We start from the raw sequence: 21,367 nt of genomic DNA, 5'->3' as shown, positions 1-21,367 counted from the left end.
GTCGTTCCTGCGATTGAGTAGCTTCTAATCTTGCGTTTGCCGCCGTCATGCCGGTTCGCTCTCGGCCACTTCCGCGGCCAGACGCTCCGCCTGGGCGAGCGTCAGGTAGGTCCGGCGCCGCCATTCAGGCCGTTCGTCGGGGCAATCGGCCCGAAAATGACCGCCGCGGCTTTCCGTCCGCTGCAGCGCGGCGATCGCGATGAGCTTGGCTGTGGTGACGATATTGGCGAAGCGCAGGCGCTTGTTGGTCCGCTCGAGTTCCGCAATCCCCCGGATCGCGCGGGTCAGGCTCTCGCGCGTACGCACGACCCCGACGCAGTCGCTCATCAATTGCCGCAGCATCTTGAAAGGCGGGCTGTCCTCGACCGTCACGGGATCGTCGTTCTCGCCGGCATTGTCGCCCCAGGCAGTCAGCTTCGGGGCCGGCAAGCTGCCCTTGATATTTTCCGCGATCCGCGCCGCGAAGACGACCGCCTCCAGCAGCGAATTCGAGGCAAGGCGGTTCGCGCCGTGAACGCCGGTCGATGTCACTTCGCCCGCCGCCCAAAGGCCGTCGATGGAGGTCCGCCCTTCCCCGTCCGTCAGCACGCCGCCCATGTGGTAGTGCACGGCAGGCGTGACGGGGATCGGCTGCCTCACCGGATCGATGCCCGCTGCCATGCACGAGGCGTAGACGGTCGGGAACATCTCGGGGAAATGCCTGCCGACGGCCTTTGTGCAATCGAGGAAGGCGCCGCGTCCGGCTTGGACTTCCGCAAAGACGCCACGCGAAACGATATCGCGCGGCGCGAGCTCTCCATCGGGATGGATGTCGAGCATGAAACGGCGGCCTTCCGAGTTGATCAGGGTGGCGCCGTCGCCGCGCAACGCCTCGGTCGCAAGCGGCGCCGGGTCCTTGCCGATGTCTATCGCGGTCGGATGAAACTGGACGAACTCGGGATCGGCAATGATGGCGCCCGCCCGCGCCGCCATGCCGACGCCCTGGCCGCATGCTTCCCATGGATTGGTGGTGACGGCATAGAGATGGCCGACGCCGCCCGAGCAAAGAACGACGGCGCGCGCCGGGAAGGAAACGCGGCTCTTCGACTGGCCGGCATCCGGCCGCGCGATAACGCCGGAGATGAACCGCCCCTCGCGCACCAGTTCCTCGACCACATAGCCCTCGATCACCCGGATCGACGGGGTATTGCGCACCGCGGCAATCAGCGCCTCCATGATCGACTTGCCGGCCATGTCGCCCTTGACGCGGACGATGCGCCGCTCGGAATGCGCGGCTTCCCGCGAAAGCAGGAGCTTTCCCTCAAGGTCGCGGTCGAAGGGAACCCCGAATTCGAGCAGGTCGTGGATGCGGGCCGGGCCCTCTGCGACCATCATGCGCGTCATCTTCTCGTCGACGATACCGGCACCGGCCGCGACGGTGTCTGCGACATGCTTCTCGAATGTATCGCCCTTGCTCATCGCCGCGGCGATCCCGCCTTGCGCCCAGGCCGAGGAGGCGCCGTAGCCGATCGGCGCGGCGGCAAGGATCGTGACGGGACGCGGCGCCAGTTTCAGCGCGCAGAAAAGCCCGGCAAGGCCGCCGCCGACGATGACGATGTCATCGATCCCGTTGAAGGACTGCGGGCGGAAATGGTCGGTCAGCATGGCTCGATAACTCCTCCACGGGCCTGCACGGGGTTTGCCCCGGCATTGATCACTGCTTGAGGTTCACCATGCGCTCGACCGCCAGCCGCGCGCGGTCGGCGATCGCCGGATCGACCAGAACCTCTTCCGTCATGTTAAGCAGGCTGTCGAGGATCTTCGGCAGCGTGATGCGCTTCATGTGCGGACACAGGTTGCACGGCTTGACGAAATCGACGCCCTTGACCTCCGCCTGGATATTCGACGCCATCGAGCATTCCGTTACCAGCAGCACCCGCTGCGGCCGCTTGTCCTTGACGTAATTGATCATGCCCGAGGTCGAACCGGAGAAATCGCAGACGGCGATGACGTCGGGGTGGCATTCCGGATGGCCGACGATCTCGATGCCGGGATTGGCTTCTTTGTAAGCCAGGAGTTCGGCTGCCGTGAACCGCTCGTGCACCTCGCAATGACCTTTCCAGGTCAGGATCTTCTTGTTCGTCTGACGCGCCACGTTCATCGCCAGATACTCGTCCGGGATGCAGAGCACGGTGTCGGACTCGAGGCTTTCGACCACTGCCAGCACGTTGGAGGACGTGCAGCAGATGTCGGTCTCCGCCTTCACGTCGGCCGAGGTGTTGACATAGGTGACGACCGGCACGCCCGGATAGCGTTCCCTGAGGAGCCGCACATCCGCTCCGGTGATCGACTCCGAAAGCGAGCAACCTGCTTTCGCATCCGGAATGAGCACCGTTTTTTCCGGATTGAGCAACTTTGAGGTCTCGGCCATAAAGTGCACGCCGCACTGGATGATGATCTCCGCGTCGACCTTGGTGGCGTCGCGCGCAAGCTGGAGCGAATCGCCGACGATGTCCGCCACGCAGTGAAAGATGTCCGGCGTCTGATAATTGTGGGCCAGGATGACCGCGTTACGTTCCTTCTTCAGCCGGTTGATCGCATGAACGTAGGGCGCATAAGCCGCCCACTCGAACGCAGGAATGAAGTCCTTTACCTTTTCGTAAAGGTGCTCGGTCTCGCGCGCGACAGCCGGGGTAAAGGCGAGATCCGGTTTCTCGATGACGCCGAAGCGTGCCGCAGCGCTCACGAAGGCCGGAGCGGGCGCCGCTTCCTTGCGAAGGTCAAGAGTGGTCATCGGGCTCTCCTCTCCCGCCGTTTCCGGCAAATTCTAATTATGCTCAATCTGAGCATAATTAGGTCAAAACAAAAGCGGCTGAGCCGCCGGAACTGATTTAGAAAGTTTTGTGACAGATTTCAAGCGTGCAGGACGGAAACGATGCGCCCGCATATAGCGGGCGCATCACAACATTTTGTCGATCAGGCAATTGCCGGACGGGCGACGGCACGCTCTTCGATCGGCCAGTGCACGATGGCCGCGAACACCCCGAGGGCAACGCCCACCCACCAGACCGGATCGTAGGAGCCGAAATGGTCATAGAGATAGCCACCCATCCATACGCCGAGAAATGAACCGATCTGGTGCGACAGGAACACGATGCCGCCGAGCAGGCCGAGATGCCGCGTTCCGAACATGATCGCCACCAGCCCGTTGGTCGGCGGCACCGTCGAGAGCCACAGGAGGCCCATGACGACCGCGAAGACGATGACCGATGTAGGCGTTTGCGGCAGCAGCAGGAAGGCCGAGACGACGACTGAACGGGCCAGATAGATCAGCGCCAGGAAATAGGGTTTCGAATAACGCTGGCCGATGATGCCGGCCGAGAACGAGCCGATGATGTTGAAGAAGCCGATCAATGCCAGCGCGATCACCGCATAGCGGGCGTCGATTCCGATATCGCCGATATAGGCCGGAAAATGCGCGGTGATGAAAGCGACCTGATAGCCGCAGACGAAGAAACCCGAGACGAGCAGAAGATAGCTCTTGTGCCCGAGTGCTTCCTTGAGCGCTTCCCCGACTGTCTGCTTGAACAATGCCTCCGACTGGCGCCCGGAAGAGGCATTGCCGCGCAGCGGAATCGCAAAGAGCGGAACGAGCAGCATCAGGAGGCCGAGATAGACGAGACTGTCGGACCAGCCATAGGCGGAGATGAGGCCCTGGCTCAGCGGCGCGAAGAGGAACATGCCGGCCGAGCCGGCGGCGGTGCCTATGCCGAAGGCGAGCGAGCGCTGCTCGGGCGCGACGTTGCGGGCAAAGGCGGAAAGCACGATGCCGAAGGAACCCGATGCAACCCCCAGACCGACCAGGACGCCACCGCCGATGTGCAGCCAGATCGGCGCATCCGCGAAGGCCATCAGGATCAGGCCCGCGGCGTAGACGAGGCCGGAGAGCGCGAGCACGCGCCAGGTGCCGAACTTGTCGGCGATCGCGCCGAAGAACGGTTGGCCGAGGCCCCAACAGAGATTTTGAAACGCCATTGCCAGGCCGAAGGTCGTCCGGTCCCAACCCTTCTCGGCAAGCATCGGCAGCTGGAAGAACCCCATCGCGGAGCGCGGACCGAAGGTCAACATGGCGATGATGGAGCCGGCGATGATGATGAGCCACGGCAGGCCGCTGCGCTCGACCGGGCGGCTGACTGCAGAAGAAACAGCGGACATGGGCAAGCTCCTGATGATGAGGGGCCATCCTATGGCGGCGCCCGCCTTGGGGGAAGCCAATTAAATTGACGATGCGATCACAGGAATTGATGCGCCGGCCGCAAGCGCAGGTTCCTGCGGATGCGTCTCAGCCGGCGGAGCGCACCTTCATCGGCCAACGCTCATCGCGACGGCGCACGACCTCGACCGCGTCGCCGAGCCTCAGGATACCCTCGCCTCTAGGCACGGCGTTCCAGCCGAAGAGCACGCCGGGAACGCGCCGGTCGGCAGACATGCGCTTTTCCGAAAGACCCTGGATCGGGTTGCCGCCGATGCGCTCGCCGGTCGTCTGATCCTGCGTGGTCATGATGCAACGGGCACAGGGCTTGACGAGATCGAAGGCGATGCCGGCGATCACGATGCTCTCCCAAAGATCTTCAGCCCAAGGCTCATCGCAATCGATAAGGATATTGGTGCGGAAGCGCTCCATGCCGACCGGTTCCTGCCCCTTCTCGGCCAGCGTGCAGTTGAGATCGGCGAGCGAGCCCGTCGTCGTGACGAGAATCGGAAAGCCGTCGGCGAATGCGACGGGGGCTGCCGCTCCTGCCCATTCCGCGCCGACGAAGCGCTCGGCCTCAGCGTCCATGTGGACGAGCTTGACCGGGCGGCCGAACCAGCCGGACAGCACGTCGTTTGCAGCACCTCCGGCGACCGCCGCATTGACGTCGCTCGACCAGACCCGGACATCGAGGCGGTCATCCGGGTCGAAGCGAACGGAGAGTTCCTCGCCGTTCATCCTGAGGTGCACGCCGCCATCGACATGTTCCGCCTCGACCCGCGCCAGCGCCTGCAAATCGCGTTGAGTGATGAAGTGCCCATCGGGTGCAACCAGCATGAAGCGCCGGTCGCCGGCCAGCCCGTCGAGATTGACAGTCACGGCCGTCTGCGGCACCGCGCGGCCGCTCTTCAGGGGATGGATGTTGAGGCCGGTCACGTGCATGGCGATCTTCCGAGTTCAGAAAATGATTCCGGCCGCTCCCAATCTGATTCACCAGTCGGCGCCAACCGATTGAAGCTTTTAGATTTCGTCCAGCAGCATGGCAAGCACGCTGCGGAGCCGCGCCTGCCGTTCAAGGGCGAGCCGCCGCCCCGCGGCAGTCTGAAAACCGTCGGCGAGGCGAAAAAGCTTCGTCTCAAAATGGTCGATTGCGAAAGCCTTGTCGTCGAGCGCCCGGCTTTCTGCCAGCGGGTCGAGCGGATCGTAGAGGGCGCTGCTCATGCGCCCGGCGATGTAGAAGCAACGCGCGGCGCCGACCATGCCGATCGCATCGAGGCGATCCGCGTCCTGGAGAATTCTGGCCTCCAGCGTTTCCGGCGCGAGATTGGCCGAAAAGCTGTGGGTCAGAATGGCGTGCGCGACGGATGAAATATCGGCCGCGCTCCAGCCGAGGCCATTGAGGATCGCCGACGCCTTTTCGGCCGCCAGCCGCGACGCTTCCGCCCGCAACGGCGAATTCTTTTCGACGGAAACGCAGTCATGCAGCAGCACGGCAGCGGCGAGCCGGCGCGTGTCGCCGCCCTCCTCGGCCTGGATGCGAAGAGCGTTCTTCCAGACGCGGATGAGGTGTGACGCATCGTGCGAGCCGTCATCGGCGGCAAAGGCATGCGGAAGGAGTTCGCCGGCGAGTTCGGCGTGAGGAGCGAATGGGGCTGCCAGCCCGGAAAACCGGGTCATGCGCGGCGGGCCCCTTCACCCGCGTTGCCGGCGCTGCCCGACAATATCTTCTGGTAGAAGAGCCCGATGCCGATCAGCACGGCCCCAAGGCCGATGAAGGACAGCGCCCGCAGGAAGCCTTCGAGATTGGACATATCGACCAGGAAGACCTTGAGCACCGCGACGAAGACGAGAACGGCTGAAGCAATCCGGATGCTCTTTGCGTCGAGACGCGAGCCGGCCACGAGCAGCAGCACGCCGAGTACGAGCCACACGACCGAATAGGTGTAGGTTTCACCTTGCAGGAACCCCTTCCAGTCGGCGACGTTCTGGCCCTGCCAGAAGCGGCGAACGCTTAAGGTTGTCCAGGCGAAAGCAAGGATGGCGCCGCTGACGGCGAGCGCCACGACATAGGGCAGCGGACGTCTGCCGCGCGCATACCAGGCAAGCCCGAAATAGCCGATGGCGGGCAGCAGATAGCCGATGAGGAGCAGATCGAAGAAGGGTAGGCTTCCAAGCAGTTCTCCGCTGAAATAGGGATTGAGGCCGACAAGGTGCGCCCCAAGCACGGAGAGCATGGATAAAACGCCGAGCGCCATGCCTCCATAACGGAACACCGGGCTCGGCGATCTTCCGTCGAGCGTCATGAATATTCCCGACGCGCCGATGGCGAGAAGCGTGTAGATCGCCTGTTCGCCAAGTGTCGGGACGGAGCTGTCGAGCACGCCGCGGTTCATTGCATGACGTACGAGGATTGCAAGGGTCAACAGGACGAAGAGGCTTGCGAGCGCCTGCAGCAGGTTGCGCACACGCAGGTCCGGCCAGGCCCGTAGAAGATAGGCCAAGACGACGAGCAACAGTGCCGGGATGCCGTAACCCGGAAGCAGCGCGTTGAACACCGGCGTCGTTCCGAGATTGCCCGGCCCGACGATCGTCGGCTCCCAGGCAATTCGGGCGAGAATGACGACCGCGCCTGCGACCGTCACCCAGGGGAGAACCGGCCATGAACGCAGGCGCGTCGCAAAGCTGTATCCGGCCCCGAGCAGCGCGACCGCCAGGGTGGTCACCAGACCGTCGGTCCAGGCGTGAAGCCCGATGACGAAGAGGCCGAAGGAGCCGAGTGCCAGCAGCCCCCCATCGACATCGGCATCCCCTGCCCCGGGGCTCCGGCGATAGAGCCATTCCACAAGGCCGAGAAGGAAGATGCCGCCGGCAAAGGCGGCAAGCCCATGCGGCAGGTCGAAGGCGAAACTGCCTGTCAATACGAACGACATGGCCAGAAGCGCATTCGGCACCACGGCGGCGATGCCGGCCCAAAGGGCCGCGAATTGCCGATCCCCCGCCGGCCGCCGGGCAAGCACAAAGCCCCCGAGGAGGATGAAGAGCGCCGACAGGGTCATCGCGGTCAGCATGGCAGTGCGGCCGGGGACGACGATCTCGGGCGGCGAACCGGCGAATGAGGGATCGAGATAGGCAAGAACACCACTGAGAGCGGTCAGGCTCCAGGTGCCGGCGACGGCGCCGAAGGCGGCAAGCAGTGCCGCATAGATCGCCGCCGGCCGCAGGGAGCCTGCCGCCGCCAGCGCGACGACGATCACCACGAAGTCGCTCACCGGGAAACGCGCGGCATCGACCGCCGGGCTGATGAACAAAAGGGCGAGAACGGTCGCGACGATCGCCGCCGATATGCTTATGGCAAGATAAGGCGGCGTGAAGAGCCTCTCCCACGCACCCGGCTCACTGGCAGCACCAATTTGCGTTGTCCCGCTCGGCTCCGCGGTCCGCTCCGCCCGGCCGGGCCAGATCAGCGCGACACCCGCGATCATCACGAGGAGCGCGAAGGTGACCGGAGGCGCTTCGAAAGGCGTCGCGAGCGCTACATAGGCAAGTCCCCAGAGCCCCAGGCCCGCATTGGCAAGCGTCGGCACCACGCTCCATCGACGCAGGCGCGACGCGGCGAGCGTGGCGAGCCAGGCGACGGCGAGGAAGCCGAACAGCACCCAGGGACGCGGCTCTCCGCTCGAGACGAAGAGCGGTGTCAGGAGCGACGCCAGAAGGCCGAGGCCGGCGAGCGCCTGCCCGTGCAGCAGCGAGAGCCCGACGGTGGCAAGCGAAACCAGCGCCAGCAGGACGAAGGCCGCGCCGGTGCCGATGAAATCGTAAATACCATAGGCCGCATAGACGACGCCAAACAGCGTGACGGCACCGGCGGCGGTCAGCACACCGGGAATCATCGCATTGCGGAACCGGTCGGCGATGGCAGGCACGTCGCGCCGCCGGATCACCTCTCCGGCCACCCCAAGCGCAAGCCCGAAAACCGCGGCAAGCGTCAGGCGGACCGCCGGGCTCAAGAGCCCGGCCTCGATCGAATACTGCACGAGAAAATAGCCACCCAGCGCCAGTGCCAGCCCGCCGACCCAGACCGGCCATCGGCCGCCGATCCGGCTCTCGAGGCTTTCGGCCCGCGCTGCCGCTGCGGAGGGCGCTACCGGGCCGTCGATTGCCCCGTCCCCACTTTCGCGGCCGGCGGCGGATTCGTCATGGGAGGTCCCCGCGCCTTCCCGCACCCGGGACCATGGGCCGTCGACTGTCGCCTCCGTCCCGGCAACGGTTGGAACGTCAGCCTCCGACGGCCGGCCGGTGGCAAGGTCCGGCGCGGGCTCTCCCATACCCTCTTTCGCGAGCCGCGCGATCTCCGACTTAAGGCTCTCGATTTCGCGGTCAAGGCGCTCGGCCGTCCTGCGGCCGCCGAGGAAAGCGGCGAGCGCCATCACGAAGGCTAGAAGAGCTATGGCCTCGAGCATCAGGTCCCCCGGCATCATCATGGTCAGATCGATTCGGACAACGTTAGCGCGAAACGGCCGCTGAAAATATCCTGCGCCTGACATCTGCGGGCTTACGGAGCCGTGGGAGCGTTCCGGCATCGCGACCCGTTGCAGCAATCTCTTCATCCAATTGTCGCAGAGCTGTCATGAACTCGCTGGTAAAGCGGGACCGGGACGCCCGAAGATCAACGGGCGCATCGATCGTCTCAATGGGGAGAATTTCCATGGACAAATATCTCGGACCTACGGATGAAACCGAATTCAAGACGCTGACGGAGCGCAGAGAGGAACTGGAAGACGCCGGCCGGAACTGTTCCGCCAATCCCACCATGGGCGACATCATCAACCGCCGTTTCTCGCGCCGGTCGTTCATCGGCGGCTCTCTGGCCGTTGCTGCCATCTCCACGACGGTCAGCCCGCTTGCCCTGCTGACGGCGGACGAGGCCCGGGCTGAGGGTGAAGCGTCGCCCTTCGACTTCAAGGAGATCGAAGCCGGCGTAGACGAGACCCACCATGTTGCCGAGGGCTACGACGCCGACATCCTGCTGCGCTGGGGCGACAAAGTCTTCGCCGACAGTCCGGAATTCGATCCGCTCAAGCAGACCGCCGACGCCCAGAGCCGGCAGTTCGGCTACAACAACGACTATGTCGGCTTCATTCCGCTCGAGGGCAATCCGGACCACGGCCTGCTGGTCGTCAACCACGAATATACCAATGCCGAGATCATGTTCCCGAACTTCGCCCGTGTCGAAAAGGTGACGGAGGACGGCAAGGAAGAGGACAAGGTCGTACTCGGCGAATACACCAAGGAACTGGTCGATATCGAAATGGCTGCCCATGGCGGCACGGTCATCGAAATCCGCAAGGTCGACGGGAAGTGGCAGCCTGTCCTCGACGGCAAGTACAACCGCCGCATCACGGCCACTACCGAAATGCAGCTTTCCGGCCCGGCGGCCGGTCACGAGCGGGTCAAGACCCCGTCCGATCCGACCGGCAGGAAGGTCTTCGGCACCATCAACAATTGTGCCGGCGGCGTCACCGCCTGGGGCACCTACATGATGGCCGAGGAAAACTTCAACGGCTATTTCGGCGGCGAGCTTGCCGAGGATCATCCGGAATTCAAGCAGATGAAACGCCTCGGCACGCCGGGCGGGCAGTATGAATGGTCGAAATTCTACGACCGCTTCGACGTTTCCAAGGAGCCGAACGAAGCCAACCGCTTCGGCTGGGTGGTCGAGGTCGATCCGCTGGACCCCACCTCCGTTCCGAAGAAGCGCACCGCGATCGGACGCTTCAAGCACGAGGGTTGCGAGTCGATCGTCAACAGGGACGGCCGGGTCGTCCTCTATAGCGGCGACGACGAGCGGTACGACTATGTCTACAAGTTCGTGACGAAAGGCACCTACAACCCGGACGACCGCGCCGCGAATATGGATCTCTTCGATGAAGGCACGCTCTACGTGGCGAAGTTCGACGAGGACGGCACGGTCACCTGGATGCCTCTTGTCCATGGCGAAGGTCCGCTGACGGCCGAGAACGGCTTCGCCTCCCAGGCCGACGTGCTGATCGACACCCGTCTTGCCGCCGATGCGCTCGGCGCGACCAAGATGGACCGGCCGGAAGACGTCCAGCCCAACCCGAAGACCGGCAAGGTCTATGTCATGCTGACCAACAACACGAAGCGCAAGGAGGACGAGATCGACGCCGCCAATCCGCGTGCCAAGAATGCCTTCGGCCACATCGTCGAGATTTCGGAAACGGACGGCGACTTCGCCTCGACGAAATCCCGCTGGGACGTACTGCTGAAGTGCGGCGATCCGAGCGTCGCCGAGGTCGGTGCCTCCTTCTCCACCGCGACGACCAGGAACGGCTGGTTCGGCATGCCGGACAATTGCGCCATCGATGCCGAAGGCCGTCTCTGGGTCTCGACCGACGGCAACAACGAAAAGGACACGGGACGCACCGACGGGGTCTGGGCCGTCGAGACCGAAGGCGAAGGCCGCGGCACCTCGAAGCTGTTCTTCCGCGTGCCGGTCGGCGCCGAAATGTGCGGCCCGAGCTTCAACCCGACGAGCGACACCTTCTTCCTCGCGGTTCAGCATCCGGGCGATGCCGGTCTCGCAACCTACGAAAAGCCGGCGACGCGCTGGCCGGATTTCCGCGACGACATGCCGGTGCGCCCGGCCGTCGTCGCCGTGACCAGGCAGGGTGGCGGCAAGATCGGCTGAACCAAGCCTCAGAGTTCGGAGCGCGGCGCTGGCGCACGCGCTCCGGCAAGCCTCGTTGGTCGCGGTGTAGCGGTGCCCTTTCCTCTGCTCGGTCGTCCCTGTGCTCGTCACAGGGATCCAGCCAGACCAGGTCATTGAGCTGAAAAGATTTCCCCGCGCCGCAGACGCGGCGCTGCTCTCATCTCTGTGACAAGCGCAGAGATGAGGAAGGGGAGAAGACAGGTCGCATATCCGCAAGCGGAATCTATCGCAACGCCCACGCCTCCCCATCTTCCTGCGCCCCGTCACAGGGATTGAAACAACCGTTAAGCCGCCGACGATGCGGACTTCAGCGCCTTCAGCGTCGCATGGACGAACCCGTCCCGGGCCGACGCGGCGTCGACGCCCCGTGGCTCGTAAACATGGCGGTTGAGGAAATAGGCGGTGAGACGGAAGGCAGCGGCAAGGCTTTCGTGATCGGCAGCTCTGCTTCCTCCGGAAAGGAAATCCGGAAGGGCGAGCATGCGATCGGCGTAAGGGGCACCCGCTTCGCGGCAGATCGCGCGGCCCGATTTCGGCGATACGTAGACAAGTTCGCTGCGCGCACCCGTCGCCCCACATCGGGAAAGATCCAGGCCGAAGCCGAGATCGTTCAGCACCGCGAGTTCGAAGCGCACGAACAATTCGCCGGCGTCTGCCGGGTCCTGGAGGTGATCGACGATGACGGCGAGCGCCTCGTAGAGATGGGGATGCGGGTCGCGCTCCGGCAGGAGCCGCAAGAGTGCGCCAAGCGCCTGAATGCCGTAGACGGAAGTCGCCGTCTCGATCAGCCTCGCGGCGCGCAATTGCAGCGGCTCGACGCGGAATTCGCCGAGATGCTCGTCGAGCCTCGCCCGCCAGCTCACCTCCACGGAATTGCCCGGCTGCAGCACCGGCTGCATCGTACGCGAGCGGCCCGAGCGCACGAGCCCGAGATGCCGCCCGTGCCCGGGCGTCATCACCTCCGCGATGACAGAGCTTTCGCCATGCCGCCGGATGCCGAGAATTATGGCTTCATCGCTCCATTGCATGAAAGAGGCATACACCCGCCGCGGAAACCGGAGCAAGCGAAGAAACGCCCCCTGTTTCGAGCCTCGTCCGGTGCGGCGGAAGCAAACTGTAGCCTTTCCGCTACACTTGCTGTGCGCCTCAATTCTATTGTCGCTTTTGCCGGATTGCGACGTCTTCCAATGCGGGTTCCGAGGTCTTAGACGTGCCTCCTCAAGAATGACAGTCAGCAGGAACAATTCGACTATGTGTGTGTCCGGGAATCGCGCCAGCCGCCTGATGCAGCTTTGCGCAGTTTTGGCCCTCTCCGCCGCGCTGGCGGGTTGCGTTAGCAACAGCCAGCAGGTCCGACCGAAAGGGCCGGATCCTTATTTCGTGGCAATGTATGGGGCGAAGTCCGAGGAGAAGTTTCCGCTTCCCGCCACCGACATCAGCAAGGTCGAACCGCGTTTTCTGCGGCAACAGGTTCCTTACGTCACGCATGAGCCGCCGGGTACGGTCGTGATCGACACGGAAAATCGCTTTCTCTATCTCGTGCAGGGCGGAGGCATGGCGCTTCGTTACGGCATCGGTGTCGGCAAGGCCGGGCTGGAGTTCGAGGGCGAGGCGCGCGTCGGCCGCAAGGCGGAATGGCCGCGGTGGACGCCGACATCCGACATGGTCGCGCGCGAACCGGAGCGCTACGGACCGCTCGCGGGAGGCATGGACCCCGGCCTGCGCAATCCGCTCGGACCGCGCGCGCTCTATCTCTACCAGGGAAACCGGGACACACTGTTCCGCATCCACGGCACCACGGAGGCCTGGTCGATCGGCAAGGCGGTGTCGAGCGGCTGCATCCGCCTTTTCAACCCCGATATCATCGACCTTTACAGCCGCGTTCCGGAAGGCTCGCGCGTCGTCGTGCTCCAGGCGGAACCGCCGATGAGCCAGCCGATGGATGCACCGATGTCGACCGCTGCCGACGGCAGCGGTTCGCTTTCGTTCTAACACGTCTACCAGGCATCCGGCTCGCGCACGAGGTGGACGATATTGGCGGGGTTCATGATCCATCCGCCGCGGAAGCCCTCGCCCAGTTCCTCGACCTGATCGCAGCGCACCACCTTGTGCGCTGCGAGGCGATCGAGCGCCGCCCCGTGATCTTCGGTGAAGAGCTCCAGCCATATCTCTGCCTGGCTGTAATGCGGCGCTTCGTCTATCCACAAACGATTGGGGCCGAGAACGAAGCCTTTCGCCGGTGCCTTCTCGTCGAAAGGGGGAAGACCGACGACGTCCCGGTAGAAGGCGATCACCGCCTCGTATTGATGGCTCGGAACTTTCATGGCGATGTTGATACCGCCCTTGATTTCGGTGGACATAGATCCCTCCTACAGTTGCGGTTCGAGCGCGGGCTTGCCGGAGAGTTCGCTCACATAATAGCCCTCCCGCAAATTGATGCCGTATTCGACCCAGGCCTTCATGCAGGCGAGCATCTGCGACCAGCCCTCGCAATTGAGATAGGAGCTCTTCTGCCCCTGTTCGTTTTCCCGCCAGCCGCTCTCGGCGATCGTCACCATGGTGGCGCCGTCGTCGAGCGGCTGAAAGCGCATTTCAACCCGCGTCTGGTAGGGAGACTCGCCTTCACCGGTCATGGCGTCCCAGCAAAAGACGATCCGCTCGTTAGGCTCCACGGCCTCGACCTTGATGGGAACCTCGCCCCACCACGTCACGGTGGTGCCGGCAACCAGCGGCCCGCTGATGCCGCCGAGCGTTACGAAATAGCGGCTGAGCTGATCCGGATTTACCACCGCGTCGAAAACCTGCCCGACGGGACGGGCAATCCTCCCATTCACTCGAAATTCGAAAGCCATGACGTCCTCCTCACGATTGTATCTGCCGATAATATGTTATAAAAACATAACATGTCAAACGATTCGAAAGACGATGCGGTTTTCAAGGCGCTGGCGAACGGCCTGCGCCGACAGATGCTCGACGTGCTGAAGGAGAAACCGCAAACGACGGGCATGCTCTGTGAACGCTTCCCGACCCTGGATCGCTGCACGGTGATGCAGCACCTTAAGGTTCTGGAGGAGGCCGATCTCGTTCTCGTCAGGCGCGAGGGCCGCGAGCGGTGGAACCACCTGAACGCCTTGCCCATCCGCGCCATTCACGATCGTTGGATCAGCCAGTATGCCGGCCACGCAATGTCCGTTCTGACAGCCCTCCAACGTGAGCTCGACGAGCCCCGCGAGTGACGGAATTGACTTTTCATCGGCCGGCTTTCTGCGTATGAACTGTCGAGTGGGGCAAACTGGGGGAAATCGTCATGCGTTACCTCATCACCGGCACTGCAGGATTCATCGGTTTTCATGTTGCAAAACGGCTGATCGACGAGGGGCATTTCGTCGTCGGGTTCGACGGCATGACGCCCTATTACGACGTGACGCTGAAAGAGCGCCGGCACGCGATCCTTCAGCGCTCCAACGGCTTCAAGGCGGTGACGGCCATGCTCGAGGACCGGGCCGCACTGGACCGGGCGGCGGAGCTTGCCGAGCCGGAAGTCATCATCCACCTCGCCGCCCAGGCGGGCGTCCGCTACAGCCTCGAAAACCCGAAAGCCTATGTGGACGCGAACCTCGTCGGGTCGTGGAACATGCTTGAGCTCGCCAAGGCGATCGCACCGAAGCACCTGATGCTCGCCTCCACCTCTTCGATCTACGGCGCCAACGAGAAGATCCCGTTCGCCGAAGCGGACCGGGCCGACGAACCCATGACGCTCTATGCCGCGACGAAGAAGTCGATGGAATTGATGGCGCACAGTTATGCGCATCTTTACAAGGTGCCGACCACCGCCTTCCGCTTCTTCACCGTCTACGGCCCCTGGGGGCGGCCGGACATGGCGCTCTTCAAATTCGTCGACGCCATACACAACGGCCGGCCGATCGACATTTATGGCGAGGGCCGGATGAGCCGGGACTTCACCTATATCGACGACCTCGTCGAAAGCATCGTCCGGCTGTCGCATGTTCCTCCTTCGGAAGAGAACCGGGTGGCACCGGAAAAGGCCACGGACACGCTTTCGCGCCATGCGCCGTTCCGCGTCGTCAATACCGGCGGCGGCCAGCCGGTAGAATTGATGACCTTCGTCGAAACGGTCGAGAAGGCGGTGGGCCGTCCGGCAATCCACAACATGCTGCCGATGCAGCAGGGCGACGTCCCGCGCACCTTCGCTTCGCCGGACCTGCTCGAGGCCCTGACCGGATTCAAGCCGTCCGTTTCGGTCGAGGAAGGGGTTGCGCGCTTCGTCGAGTGGTATGATCAGAATTATCGCCGTGCACACACGACCGTCTGATGGTAAAACAAGCGATATTTGTGCGAAGCGCGTGCTTCCGCACCCAATTGCAATTCGGTTTTTCTTTACTTTTTTCTCGATGACATCCTTTTATTAGATAAAACTTAATTGATCAGCGTTCTCAAGAACAATCAAAGGAAGAGCGGATGAAAATCACGATGATCGGTGCCGGCTATGTCGGCCTTGTTTCCGGTGTTTGCTTTGCGGATTTCGGCCATGACGTCGTCTGCGTCGACAAGGACGAAGGCAAGATCTCGGCGCTGAAGAAGGGTCAGATTCCGATTTTCGAACCCGGGCTGGACCATCTCGTCGCCAGCAACGTCGCGTCCGGGCGCCTGAACTTCACCGACGATCTCAAGACCGCCGTGGCCGCCAGCGACGTGGTTTTCATTGCCGTCGGAACGCCGTCACGGCGCGGCGACGGGCATGCGGATCTTTCCTATGTTTACGCAGCTGCACGCGAAATCGCCTCCAACCTTCAGGGCTTCACCGTCGTCGTGACCAAGTCGACGGTTCCGGTCGGTACCGGAGACGAGGTCGAGCGCATCATCCGCGAGACCAATCCCGCGGCTGACGTCACCGTCGTCTCCAACCCGGAATTCCTGCGGGAAGGTGCCGCGATCGAGGATTTTAAACGGCCCGACCGGATCGTCATCGGGGTCGACGGCAGCGACGGTCGCGCGCGAGAGGTGATGACGGAAGTCTATAGGCCGCTCTATCTCAACCAGTCGCCGCTCGTGTTCACGACACGCCGCACTTCGGAACTGATCAAATATGCCGGCAACGCCTTCCTGGCGATGAAGATCACCTTCATCAACGAGATTGCCGATCTCTGCGAGAAAGTCGGTGCCAATGTGCAGGACGTCGCCCGCGGCATCGGGCTGGACGGCCGCATCGGGTCGAAGTTCCTGCATGCCGGGCCGGGATATGGCGGCTCCTGCTTCCCCAAGGACACATTGGCGCTGGTCAAGACCGCGCAGGACCACGACACCCCCGTGCGGCTCGTCGAAACCACGGTCGCCGTCAACGACAACCGCAAGCGGGCGATGGGACGCAAGGTGATCGCGGCGGCCGGCGGCGATATCCGCGGGTCCAAGATCGCGGTCCTCGGCCTGACCTTCAAGCCGAATACCGACGACATGCGGGACAGCCCCGCGATCGCGGTCGTTCAGGCGCTGCAGGACGCAGGCGCCCGGGTCACCGGCTACGACCCGGAAGGAATGGAAAACGCGCGCAAGCTGATAGAGGGGCTGGACTGCGCGCGCGATCCCTATGAAGCGGCGGCAGAGGCGGACGCTCTGGTGATCATCACCGAGTGGAACGAATTCCGGGCGCTGGATTTCGACCGTTTGAAGTCTACCATGAAGACGCCCCTGCTCGTCGATTTGCGCAATATCTATCGCAAGGACGAGGTCGCAAAGCACGGCTTCCGCTATGCGAGCATCGGCAGGCCGGACTGACCGGCAACGCACCGTCGCATTGATTGGTCAGCAGAGGGAAGCTGCACGGGCTTCCCTCTGCGCGCCTCGCGCAGGAGGCTGGCGGTCAGGCCTTCGGGCCGACCTGGATGACCTGCTCCCAGCTTTTTCCGGCAAAAATGACGCAGCTTCGCCCGGAAACATCGGTCACGATCAATGTCCAACTGCCGCCGTCGGCTGCATAGAGTTCCATGACCGCTTGCGGGTTGATCTGCCCGACGGCGGCCTGCTTTTCTTCATATCGTCGAGTAAGCAGCTCGATGACCTGCGATCGCTCAGCGCAATTCACAACGGCCTGTGAGTCTGCCGTATGGGGGTAGGCCGTTACTGCCGCCGTCAGAAGGACGGCAAGAGAGAGGCCGCGGACCACATTGCGTACCATGACGCACCTCCTTTCGCCGGGAAGTCCCGGCGGAAGAGGATTTCCGCTGACCTGTTCCGCCGTATACCGGCATTCGATGGTCGACACCTTCACGCGACGAAGCGATGTCGCCATCTGAAAAGTGTGACGGAGGCGGGTTACATCTCAATTGGCTAAATTATAGAACGTAACCTGAACCGTCACACCAGCATCGATGCCCGGGTAACGATCCTTCCATGCGGGCCGTTCCATCGGCCGCTCTCATTTTTTCTTCATCGCCGCCATCAGCGCCGCGCCGAACGCGCCTTGCGCCGGCTCCTGCGGTGTTTGCGACCGGGCCGACCCGCCCCGGTTTCCGCCCTTCGGTGCCGCCCCCCTCGCCTCGCGGGGCGTATCTGTGCCGCCTTCCTTGCGCATGGAAAGCCCGATGCGCTTGCGCGCGACATCAACCTCCGTGACGCGGACCTGCACGACGTCACCCGCCTTGACGACCTCATGCGGATCCTTGACGAAGCGGTCGGCCAGTTGCGACACGTGGACGAGGCCGTCCTGGTGCACGCCGATATCGACGAAGGCGCCGAACGCTGCGACATTGGTCACCGTGCCCTCGAGCCGCATCCCGACTTTCAGATCCTTGATGTCGTCCACGCCTTCCGCAAAGGTCGCCGTCTTGAAGCTCGGGCGCGGATCGCGGCCCGGTTTCTCGAGTTCGGCCAGGATGTCCTTGACCGTCGGCAGGCCGAAGCGCTCGTCGACGAAAATGCGCGGGTCGAGTTTTTTCAGCTCGGCACTATCCGCCATCAGCGAGCGGACGTCCCGGCCGCAGACTGCAACGATCTTCTTGGCGACGCCATAGGCCTCCGGATGTACGGCCGACGCATCGAGCGGCTCGGAACCGTTCGGTATCCGCAGGAAGCCGGCGCACTGCTCGAAGGTGCGCGCGCCGAGACGCGGCACTTTCAAAAGTTCCTTGCGGCTGGCGAAGGCCCCCATCGCATCCCGGTGCGCGACGATTGCCTCGGCCGAGGACTTGCCCAGCCCCGAGACACGCGCCAGGAGCGGCGCCGAGGCGGTGTTGAGATCGACCCCAACGGCGTTCACCGCATCCTCGACAACGGCATCGAGCGAGCGGCTGAGCTTCGACTGGTCGACGTCGTGCTGGTACTGGCCGACGCCGATCGACTTCGGTTCGATCTTGACGAGCTCGGCCAGCGGGTCCTGCAGCCGGCGGGCGATCGAGACGGCGCCCCGCAGGGAAACGTCGAGGCCCGGGAACTCGGCGGCCGCCGTCTCCGAAGCGGAATAGACCGATGCGCCCGCCTCGGACACGATCACCTTGGTAGGCTTCGGCGCCGGCATGGCAGCGAGCATGTCTGCGACGAGCTTCTCCGTTTCACGGCTACCGGTACCGTTGCCGATCGCGATCAGTTCCACCTTGTGCTTGCGCACGAGCGCCGCAAGCACCGCCTGGGTACCGCGGATGTCGTTCTTCGGCGGAAAGGGATAGACCGTGGCGGTGTCGAGCAGCTTGCCGGTGCCGTCGACGACCGCGACCTTGACGCCGGTTCGGATGCCGGGGTCGAGGCCCATCGTCGCGCGCGAGCCCGCCGGTGCCGCGAGCAGCAGGTCCTTGAGATTGCGCGCGAAGACGCGGATGGCCTCTTCTTCGGCCCGCTCGCGCAGCTCGCGCATCAGGTCCAGCGACAGCGAGAGCGAGAGTTTGACGCGCCACGTCCAGCCGATCACCTCCAGCAGCCACCGGTCGCCGGGTAACCGATCGCCGACATTGTAAGCCGCCGCGATCATGCGCTCGGTCGGCCTCAGCGAAGGCGCCGCCTCCTGATCGACTACGATATCGACCGAGAGGACCTCTTCGTTCCAGCCGCGCAGCATCGCCAATGCGCGGTGCCCGGCCACCGTCGCCCAGCGCTCGGAGTGGTCGAAATAGTCCGAGAATTTGGCGCCGGACTCCTGCTTGCCGTCCACGACCCGGGCGCGCAGGAAGGCTACCTCCCGCATGTGGTTCCGCAACCGCCCGAGAAGGTCGGCGTTCTCGCTCATGGCTTCGGCAATGATATCGCGGGCGCCGTCGAGTGCGGTCTTGACGTCCGGCACATCGGCGGTGAGGAAGGCGGCCCCGCGTTCGGCCGGCGCGACCGATCGATCGGAAAGGATTGCGTCGGCCAGTGCACCCAGACCACGTTCGCGAGCGATTTCCGCCTTGGTGCGGCGCTTCGGCTTGTAGGGCAGGTAGATGTCTTCGAGTTCCGCCTTGGTAACCGCGGCGGCGATCTTGCCTTCGAGCTCGTCGGTCATCTTGCCCTGGCCGCGGATCGAATCGACGATCGACGCCCGCCGCGCTTCAAGCTCACGCAGATAGGTGAGCCGCTCCGACAGGACGCGCAGTTGCGTATCGTCGAGGCCGCCGGTGACCTCCTTTCGGTAGCGGGCGATGAAAGGCACGGTTGCCCCGCCATCCAGCAATTCGACGGCCGCCGCGACCTGTGCGGCGGTCGCCTTGATTTCGCTGGCGATGATGGCGGCGATGGGCTTTGCGGTCGTGACCATTCTCTCGTTCCGTTTCCTGTTTCGGCCGGACCATACTGGCGCAGACCATCAAGGCCAAGTGAAGGCCGGTGGCCGCCCGGGCGAACTCCACAGAAGATCATGAGACGGTGCCGCCGTGTCAGCGAGCGGGCGCTCGCCACGCGTCCCTCGCCCCGCATTTGGGGCGAGGTGCCGGCAGGCGGATGAGGGGCCTTTCGCCCGCCCCTCAGACCGCGACGAGTTCCAGCCGTTCGCGGGTTTTTTCGAATTCCAGCAATTCGCGCTCCTTGATGGCGATATAGTCGCGCGACACGGGCACCGTCGCGAGTGAGGGCGAGAGCTGGAGCTGGAAGACGAAGTGCTTGTCGTAGAGAAAGGCCGTTTCCGAGGCGGCGAGATAGAACTCCCACATGCGGAAAAAGCGCTCGTCATAGAGCCTGACCGCCTCCTCCCGCTGCGCCAGGAATCGCTCGCGCCAGGCCCTGAGCGTCCAGGCGTAATGCAGCGGCAGAATCTCGATGTCCTTGACGAGCAGGCGGTTGCTCTCGACCCGTGGCAACACCTCCGACAGGGCGGGAATGTAGCCGCCGGGAAAGATATACTTCTCGATCCATGGGTTGGTCGCCCAGGGTTTGTAGATCTGGCCGATCGAATGCAGCAGCATCACTCCGTCGGGGTTCAGGAGTTCCTTCATCTTGCGGAAGAAATTGCCGTAATTTCCGATACCGACATGTTCGAACATGCCGACGGAGACGATGCGGTCGAACTGCCTCCCCTGCATGGTGCGATAGTCCTGCAGCTCGAAACGCACCCGGTCGGAAAGTCCGCGCCTGGCGGCACGCTCGCGCGAGACCTTCAACTGCTCTTCGCTGAGCGTGATGCCCGTGACTTCGACCCCCGACGACTCGGCGAGGTACATCGCCATGCCGCCCCAGCCGGAACCCACTTCCAGTACCTTCTGACCGGCCTCGAGCAGCAGCTTTGCCGCTATGTGGCGCTTCTTGGCGCGCTGCGCCTCGTCGAGCGAGATACCCGGCGGATGGAAATAGGCACAGGAATATTGCCAGTCCTCATCGAGGAAGAGATTGAAGAGCTTGCCGTCCAGATCGTAATGGTGGGCGACGTTGTAGCGGTTACGGTTTACCGGCAGCCGGCTCTTCATCTGCTGGCGAAATATGTGTCCCAGCGCGACGATCGAATTGGCGAAGGTTGCCGCCTTGTCGAGATCATTGCTCTTGACGATGGCCAGCACGTCGAAAATATCGCCCTCCTCCACGAGAACGCGACCGTCCATGTACATTTCGCCGAATTTCAGCCCTGGGTCGTGAAGGACGGCTTTTTCCGCTCCGGCATCAGCGAAACGGATGGCCGCGGGCTTGCCCGTGCCATCGCCCAGAACCACCTTTTCACCCGACGAGAAAACGACCGTCAGCCTGCCTTTCTCGACAAGCCGGCGAAGTAGATTTAACAATCCCGCATTCATATCCTACCTCAGCTCAGACCTAAACGGACCATCGGTTCCTTCACGGGGGAGCGGGTGAGCGGCTGGTCGGCTTCAGGGCAGAAATGCGGCAGCTGTGCCTGGAAGCGCGCGGCCACATCCGGAAGCGGCGAGAAACCGGCTCGAGCGCAACCTCACGGTTTCCGGCGAGTCCTCGCTAAGCGAGGCAAGGACCAGCTGCGGGAA

General features: G+C 63.5%; 17 protein-coding genes. 5 read left to right on the top strand and 12 right to left on the bottom strand.

Features of this window, described 5'->3' with window-relative positions; all coding sequences use genetic code 11:
• Positions 1-45: 45 nt before the first annotated feature.
• From PZL22_RS23545 to PZL22_RS23520, 6 genes are all read right to left on the bottom strand, one after another.
• Positions 46-1,644, bottom strand: a complete 1,599-nt coding sequence (locus PZL22_RS23545; RefSeq protein WP_003532664.1) for an L-aspartate oxidase — start codon at positions 1,642-1,644, stop codon at positions 46-48.
• A 49-nt stretch (positions 1,645-1,693) separates the two neighbouring features.
• Entirely contained in the window at positions 1,694-2,773 is a 1,080-nt protein-coding gene (gene nadA / locus PZL22_RS23540) for a quinolinate synthase NadA (protein ID WP_003532661.1), read from the bottom strand.
• 182 nt (positions 2,774-2,955) lie between these two features.
• Positions 2,956-4,194, bottom strand: coding sequence for an MFS transporter (locus PZL22_RS23535; protein ID WP_003532659.1), 1,239 nt, complete (start codon positions 4,192-4,194; stop codon positions 2,956-2,958).
• Between the two features lie 127 nt (positions 4,195-4,321).
• Positions 4,322-5,173 carry an MOSC domain-containing protein gene (locus PZL22_RS23530; protein WP_003532657.1) on the bottom strand — a complete coding sequence of 284 codons (852 nt, stop codon included), beginning with the start codon at positions 5,171-5,173 and terminating at the stop codon, positions 4,322-4,324.
• Positions 5,174-5,251: 78 nt separating this feature from the next.
• Positions 5,252-5,908, bottom strand: a complete 657-nt coding sequence (locus PZL22_RS23525) for an HD domain-containing protein (protein ID WP_003532655.1) — start codon at positions 5,906-5,908, stop codon at positions 5,252-5,254.
• Positions 5,905-8,838, bottom strand: a complete 2,934-nt coding sequence (locus tag PZL22_RS23520; RefSeq protein WP_284718575.1) for a DUF2339 domain-containing protein — start codon at positions 8,836-8,838, stop codon at positions 5,905-5,907. The genes PZL22_RS23525 and PZL22_RS23520 overlap by 4 nt, the downstream gene beginning before the upstream one ends.
• Positions 8,839-8,936: 98 nt before the next feature.
• On the opposite strand from PZL22_RS23520, the gene PZL22_RS23515 reads away from it, so the two are divergent.
• Positions 8,937-10,940, top strand: a complete 2,004-nt coding sequence (locus tag PZL22_RS23515; RefSeq protein ID WP_003527268.1) for a PhoX family protein — start codon at positions 8,937-8,939, stop codon at positions 10,938-10,940.
• A 305-nt stretch (positions 10,941-11,245) separates the two neighbouring features.
• Here the strand turns inward: PZL22_RS23515 and recO are convergent, their stop codons facing one another.
• Complete coding sequence (gene recO / locus PZL22_RS23510) at positions 11,246-11,989, bottom strand: DNA repair protein RecO (RefSeq protein WP_003527269.1); 744 nt, start codon at positions 11,987-11,989, stop codon at positions 11,246-11,248.
• Positions 11,990-12,212: 223 nt separating this feature from the next.
• Between recO and PZL22_RS23505 the strand changes: the two genes are divergently transcribed.
• Entirely contained in the window at positions 12,213-12,953 is a 741-nt protein-coding gene (locus tag PZL22_RS23505) for a L,D-transpeptidase (protein ID WP_013844239.1), read from the top strand.
• A 5-nt stretch (positions 12,954-12,958) separates the two neighbouring features.
• On the opposite strand, the gene PZL22_RS23500 is transcribed toward PZL22_RS23505, so the two are convergent.
• Positions 12,959-13,321 carry a glyoxalase/bleomycin resistance/dioxygenase family protein gene (locus PZL22_RS23500; RefSeq protein WP_003527271.1) on the bottom strand — a complete coding sequence of 121 codons (363 nt, stop codon included), beginning with the start codon at positions 13,319-13,321 and terminating at the stop codon, positions 12,959-12,961.
• A 9-nt stretch (positions 13,322-13,330) separates the two neighbouring features.
• The gene (locus PZL22_RS23495) at positions 13,331-13,813 is read right to left on the bottom strand and encodes an SRPBCC domain-containing protein (RefSeq protein WP_003527272.1); all 483 of its coding nucleotides are present in this window, start codon (positions 13,811-13,813) and stop codon (positions 13,331-13,333) included.
• Between the two features lie 51 nt (positions 13,814-13,864).
• Here PZL22_RS23495 and PZL22_RS23490 point away from each other — a divergent pair, with 51 nt between their 5' ends.
• The 3 genes from PZL22_RS23490 (at position 13,865) to rkpK (ending at position 16,754) form a co-directional block, all read left to right on the top strand.
• On the top strand, positions 13,865-14,197 hold the full coding sequence (locus tag PZL22_RS23490) for an ArsR/SmtB family transcription factor (protein ID WP_003527273.1): 333 nt from the start codon (positions 13,865-13,867) through the stop codon (positions 14,195-14,197).
• A 71-nt stretch (positions 14,198-14,268) separates the two neighbouring features.
• Entirely contained in the window at positions 14,269-15,294 is a 1,026-nt protein-coding gene (locus tag PZL22_RS23485) for an NAD-dependent epimerase (RefSeq protein WP_003527275.1), read from the top strand.
• Positions 15,295-15,440: 146 nt separating this feature from the next.
• Positions 15,441-16,754, top strand: a complete 1,314-nt coding sequence (gene rkpK, locus PZL22_RS23480; RefSeq protein ID WP_003527276.1) for a UDP-glucose 6-dehydrogenase — start codon at positions 15,441-15,443, stop codon at positions 16,752-16,754.
• Positions 16,755-16,839: 85 nt separating this feature from the next.
• Here rkpK and PZL22_RS23475 read toward each other — a convergent pair whose 3' ends face one another.
• The 3 genes from PZL22_RS23475 to cfa2 all read right to left on the bottom strand — a co-directional run bounded on the left by PZL22_RS23475 (position 16,840) and on the right by cfa2 (position 21,163).
• The gene (locus PZL22_RS23475; RefSeq protein ID WP_284718574.1) at positions 16,840-17,154 is read right to left on the bottom strand and encodes a hypothetical protein; all 315 of its coding nucleotides are present in this window, start codon (positions 17,152-17,154) and stop codon (positions 16,840-16,842) included.
• Positions 17,155-17,394: 240 nt separating this feature from the next.
• Positions 17,395-19,701: a Tex family protein gene (locus PZL22_RS23470; RefSeq protein WP_003527278.1), complete on the bottom strand. Its 2,307-nt coding sequence runs from the start codon at positions 19,699-19,701 to the stop codon at positions 17,395-17,397.
• 205 nt (positions 19,702-19,906) lie between these two features.
• Positions 19,907-21,163 carry a cyclopropane-fatty-acyl-phospholipid synthase gene (gene cfa2, locus PZL22_RS23465; RefSeq protein WP_127517049.1) on the bottom strand — a complete coding sequence of 419 codons (1,257 nt, stop codon included), beginning with the start codon at positions 21,161-21,163 and terminating at the stop codon, positions 19,907-19,909.
• Positions 21,164-21,367 lie beyond the last annotated feature (204 nt).

Origin of the sequence: Ensifer meliloti (genome assembly GCF_030064585.1) — a bacterium.
Taxonomy (GTDB): domain Bacteria; phylum Pseudomonadota; class Alphaproteobacteria; order Rhizobiales; family Rhizobiaceae; genus Sinorhizobium; species Sinorhizobium meliloti.
The sequence above is the reverse complement of the archived record's forward strand: the minus strand, read 5'-3'. Positions and strand labels throughout refer to the sequence as shown.

What these genes read in the sequence shown, in the direction of transcription:
- PZL22_RS23470 (WP_003527278.1), bottom strand. Translation starts at nt 19,701, where the DNA reads ATGGTCACGACCGCAAAGCCCATCGCCGCCATCATCGCCAGCGAAATC.
- recO (WP_003527269.1), bottom strand. Translation starts at nt 11,989, where the DNA reads ATGCAATGGAGCGATGAAGCCATAATTCTCGGCATCCGGCGGCATGGC.
- PZL22_RS23475 (WP_284718574.1), bottom strand. Translation starts at nt 17,154, where the DNA reads ATGGTACGCAATGTGGTCCGCGGCCTCTCTCTTGCCGTCCTTCTGACG.
- PZL22_RS23520 (WP_284718575.1), bottom strand. Translation starts at nt 8,838, where the DNA reads ATGAAGAGATTGCTGCAACGGGTCGCGATGCCGGAACGCTCCCACGGC.
- rkpK (WP_003527276.1), top strand. Translation starts at nt 15,441, where the DNA reads ATGAAAATCACGATGATCGGTGCCGGCTATGTCGGCCTTGTTTCCGGT.
- nadA (WP_003532661.1), bottom strand. Translation starts at nt 2,773, where the DNA reads ATGACCACTCTTGACCTTCGCAAGGAAGCGGCGCCCGCTCCGGCCTTC.
- PZL22_RS23535 (WP_003532659.1), bottom strand. Translation starts at nt 4,194, where the DNA reads ATGTCCGCTGTTTCTTCTGCAGTCAGCCGCCCGGTCGAGCGCAGCGGC.
- PZL22_RS23530 (WP_003532657.1), bottom strand. Translation starts at nt 5,173, where the DNA reads ATGCACGTGACCGGCCTCAACATCCATCCCCTGAAGAGCGGCCGCGCG.
- PZL22_RS23505 (WP_013844239.1), top strand. Translation starts at nt 12,213, where the DNA reads ATGTGTGTGTCCGGGAATCGCGCCAGCCGCCTGATGCAGCTTTGCGCA.
- PZL22_RS23515 (WP_003527268.1), top strand. Translation starts at nt 8,937, where the DNA reads ATGGACAAATATCTCGGACCTACGGATGAAACCGAATTCAAGACGCTG.
- PZL22_RS23545 (WP_003532664.1), bottom strand. Translation starts at nt 1,644, where the DNA reads ATGCTGACCGACCATTTCCGCCCGCAGTCCTTCAACGGGATCGATGAC.
- PZL22_RS23525 (WP_003532655.1), bottom strand. Translation starts at nt 5,908, where the DNA reads ATGACCCGGTTTTCCGGGCTGGCAGCCCCATTCGCTCCTCACGCCGAA.
- PZL22_RS23490 (WP_003527273.1), top strand. Translation starts at nt 13,865, where the DNA reads ATGTCAAACGATTCGAAAGACGATGCGGTTTTCAAGGCGCTGGCGAAC.
- PZL22_RS23495 (WP_003527272.1), bottom strand. Translation starts at nt 13,813, where the DNA reads ATGGCTTTCGAATTTCGAGTGAATGGGAGGATTGCCCGTCCCGTCGGG.
- PZL22_RS23500 (WP_003527271.1), bottom strand. Translation starts at nt 13,321, where the DNA reads ATGTCCACCGAAATCAAGGGCGGTATCAACATCGCCATGAAAGTTCCG.
- cfa2 (WP_127517049.1), bottom strand. Translation starts at nt 21,163, where the DNA reads ATGAATGCGGGATTGTTAAATCTACTTCGCCGGCTTGTCGAGAAAGGC.
- PZL22_RS23485 (WP_003527275.1), top strand. Translation starts at nt 14,269, where the DNA reads ATGCGTTACCTCATCACCGGCACTGCAGGATTCATCGGTTTTCATGTT.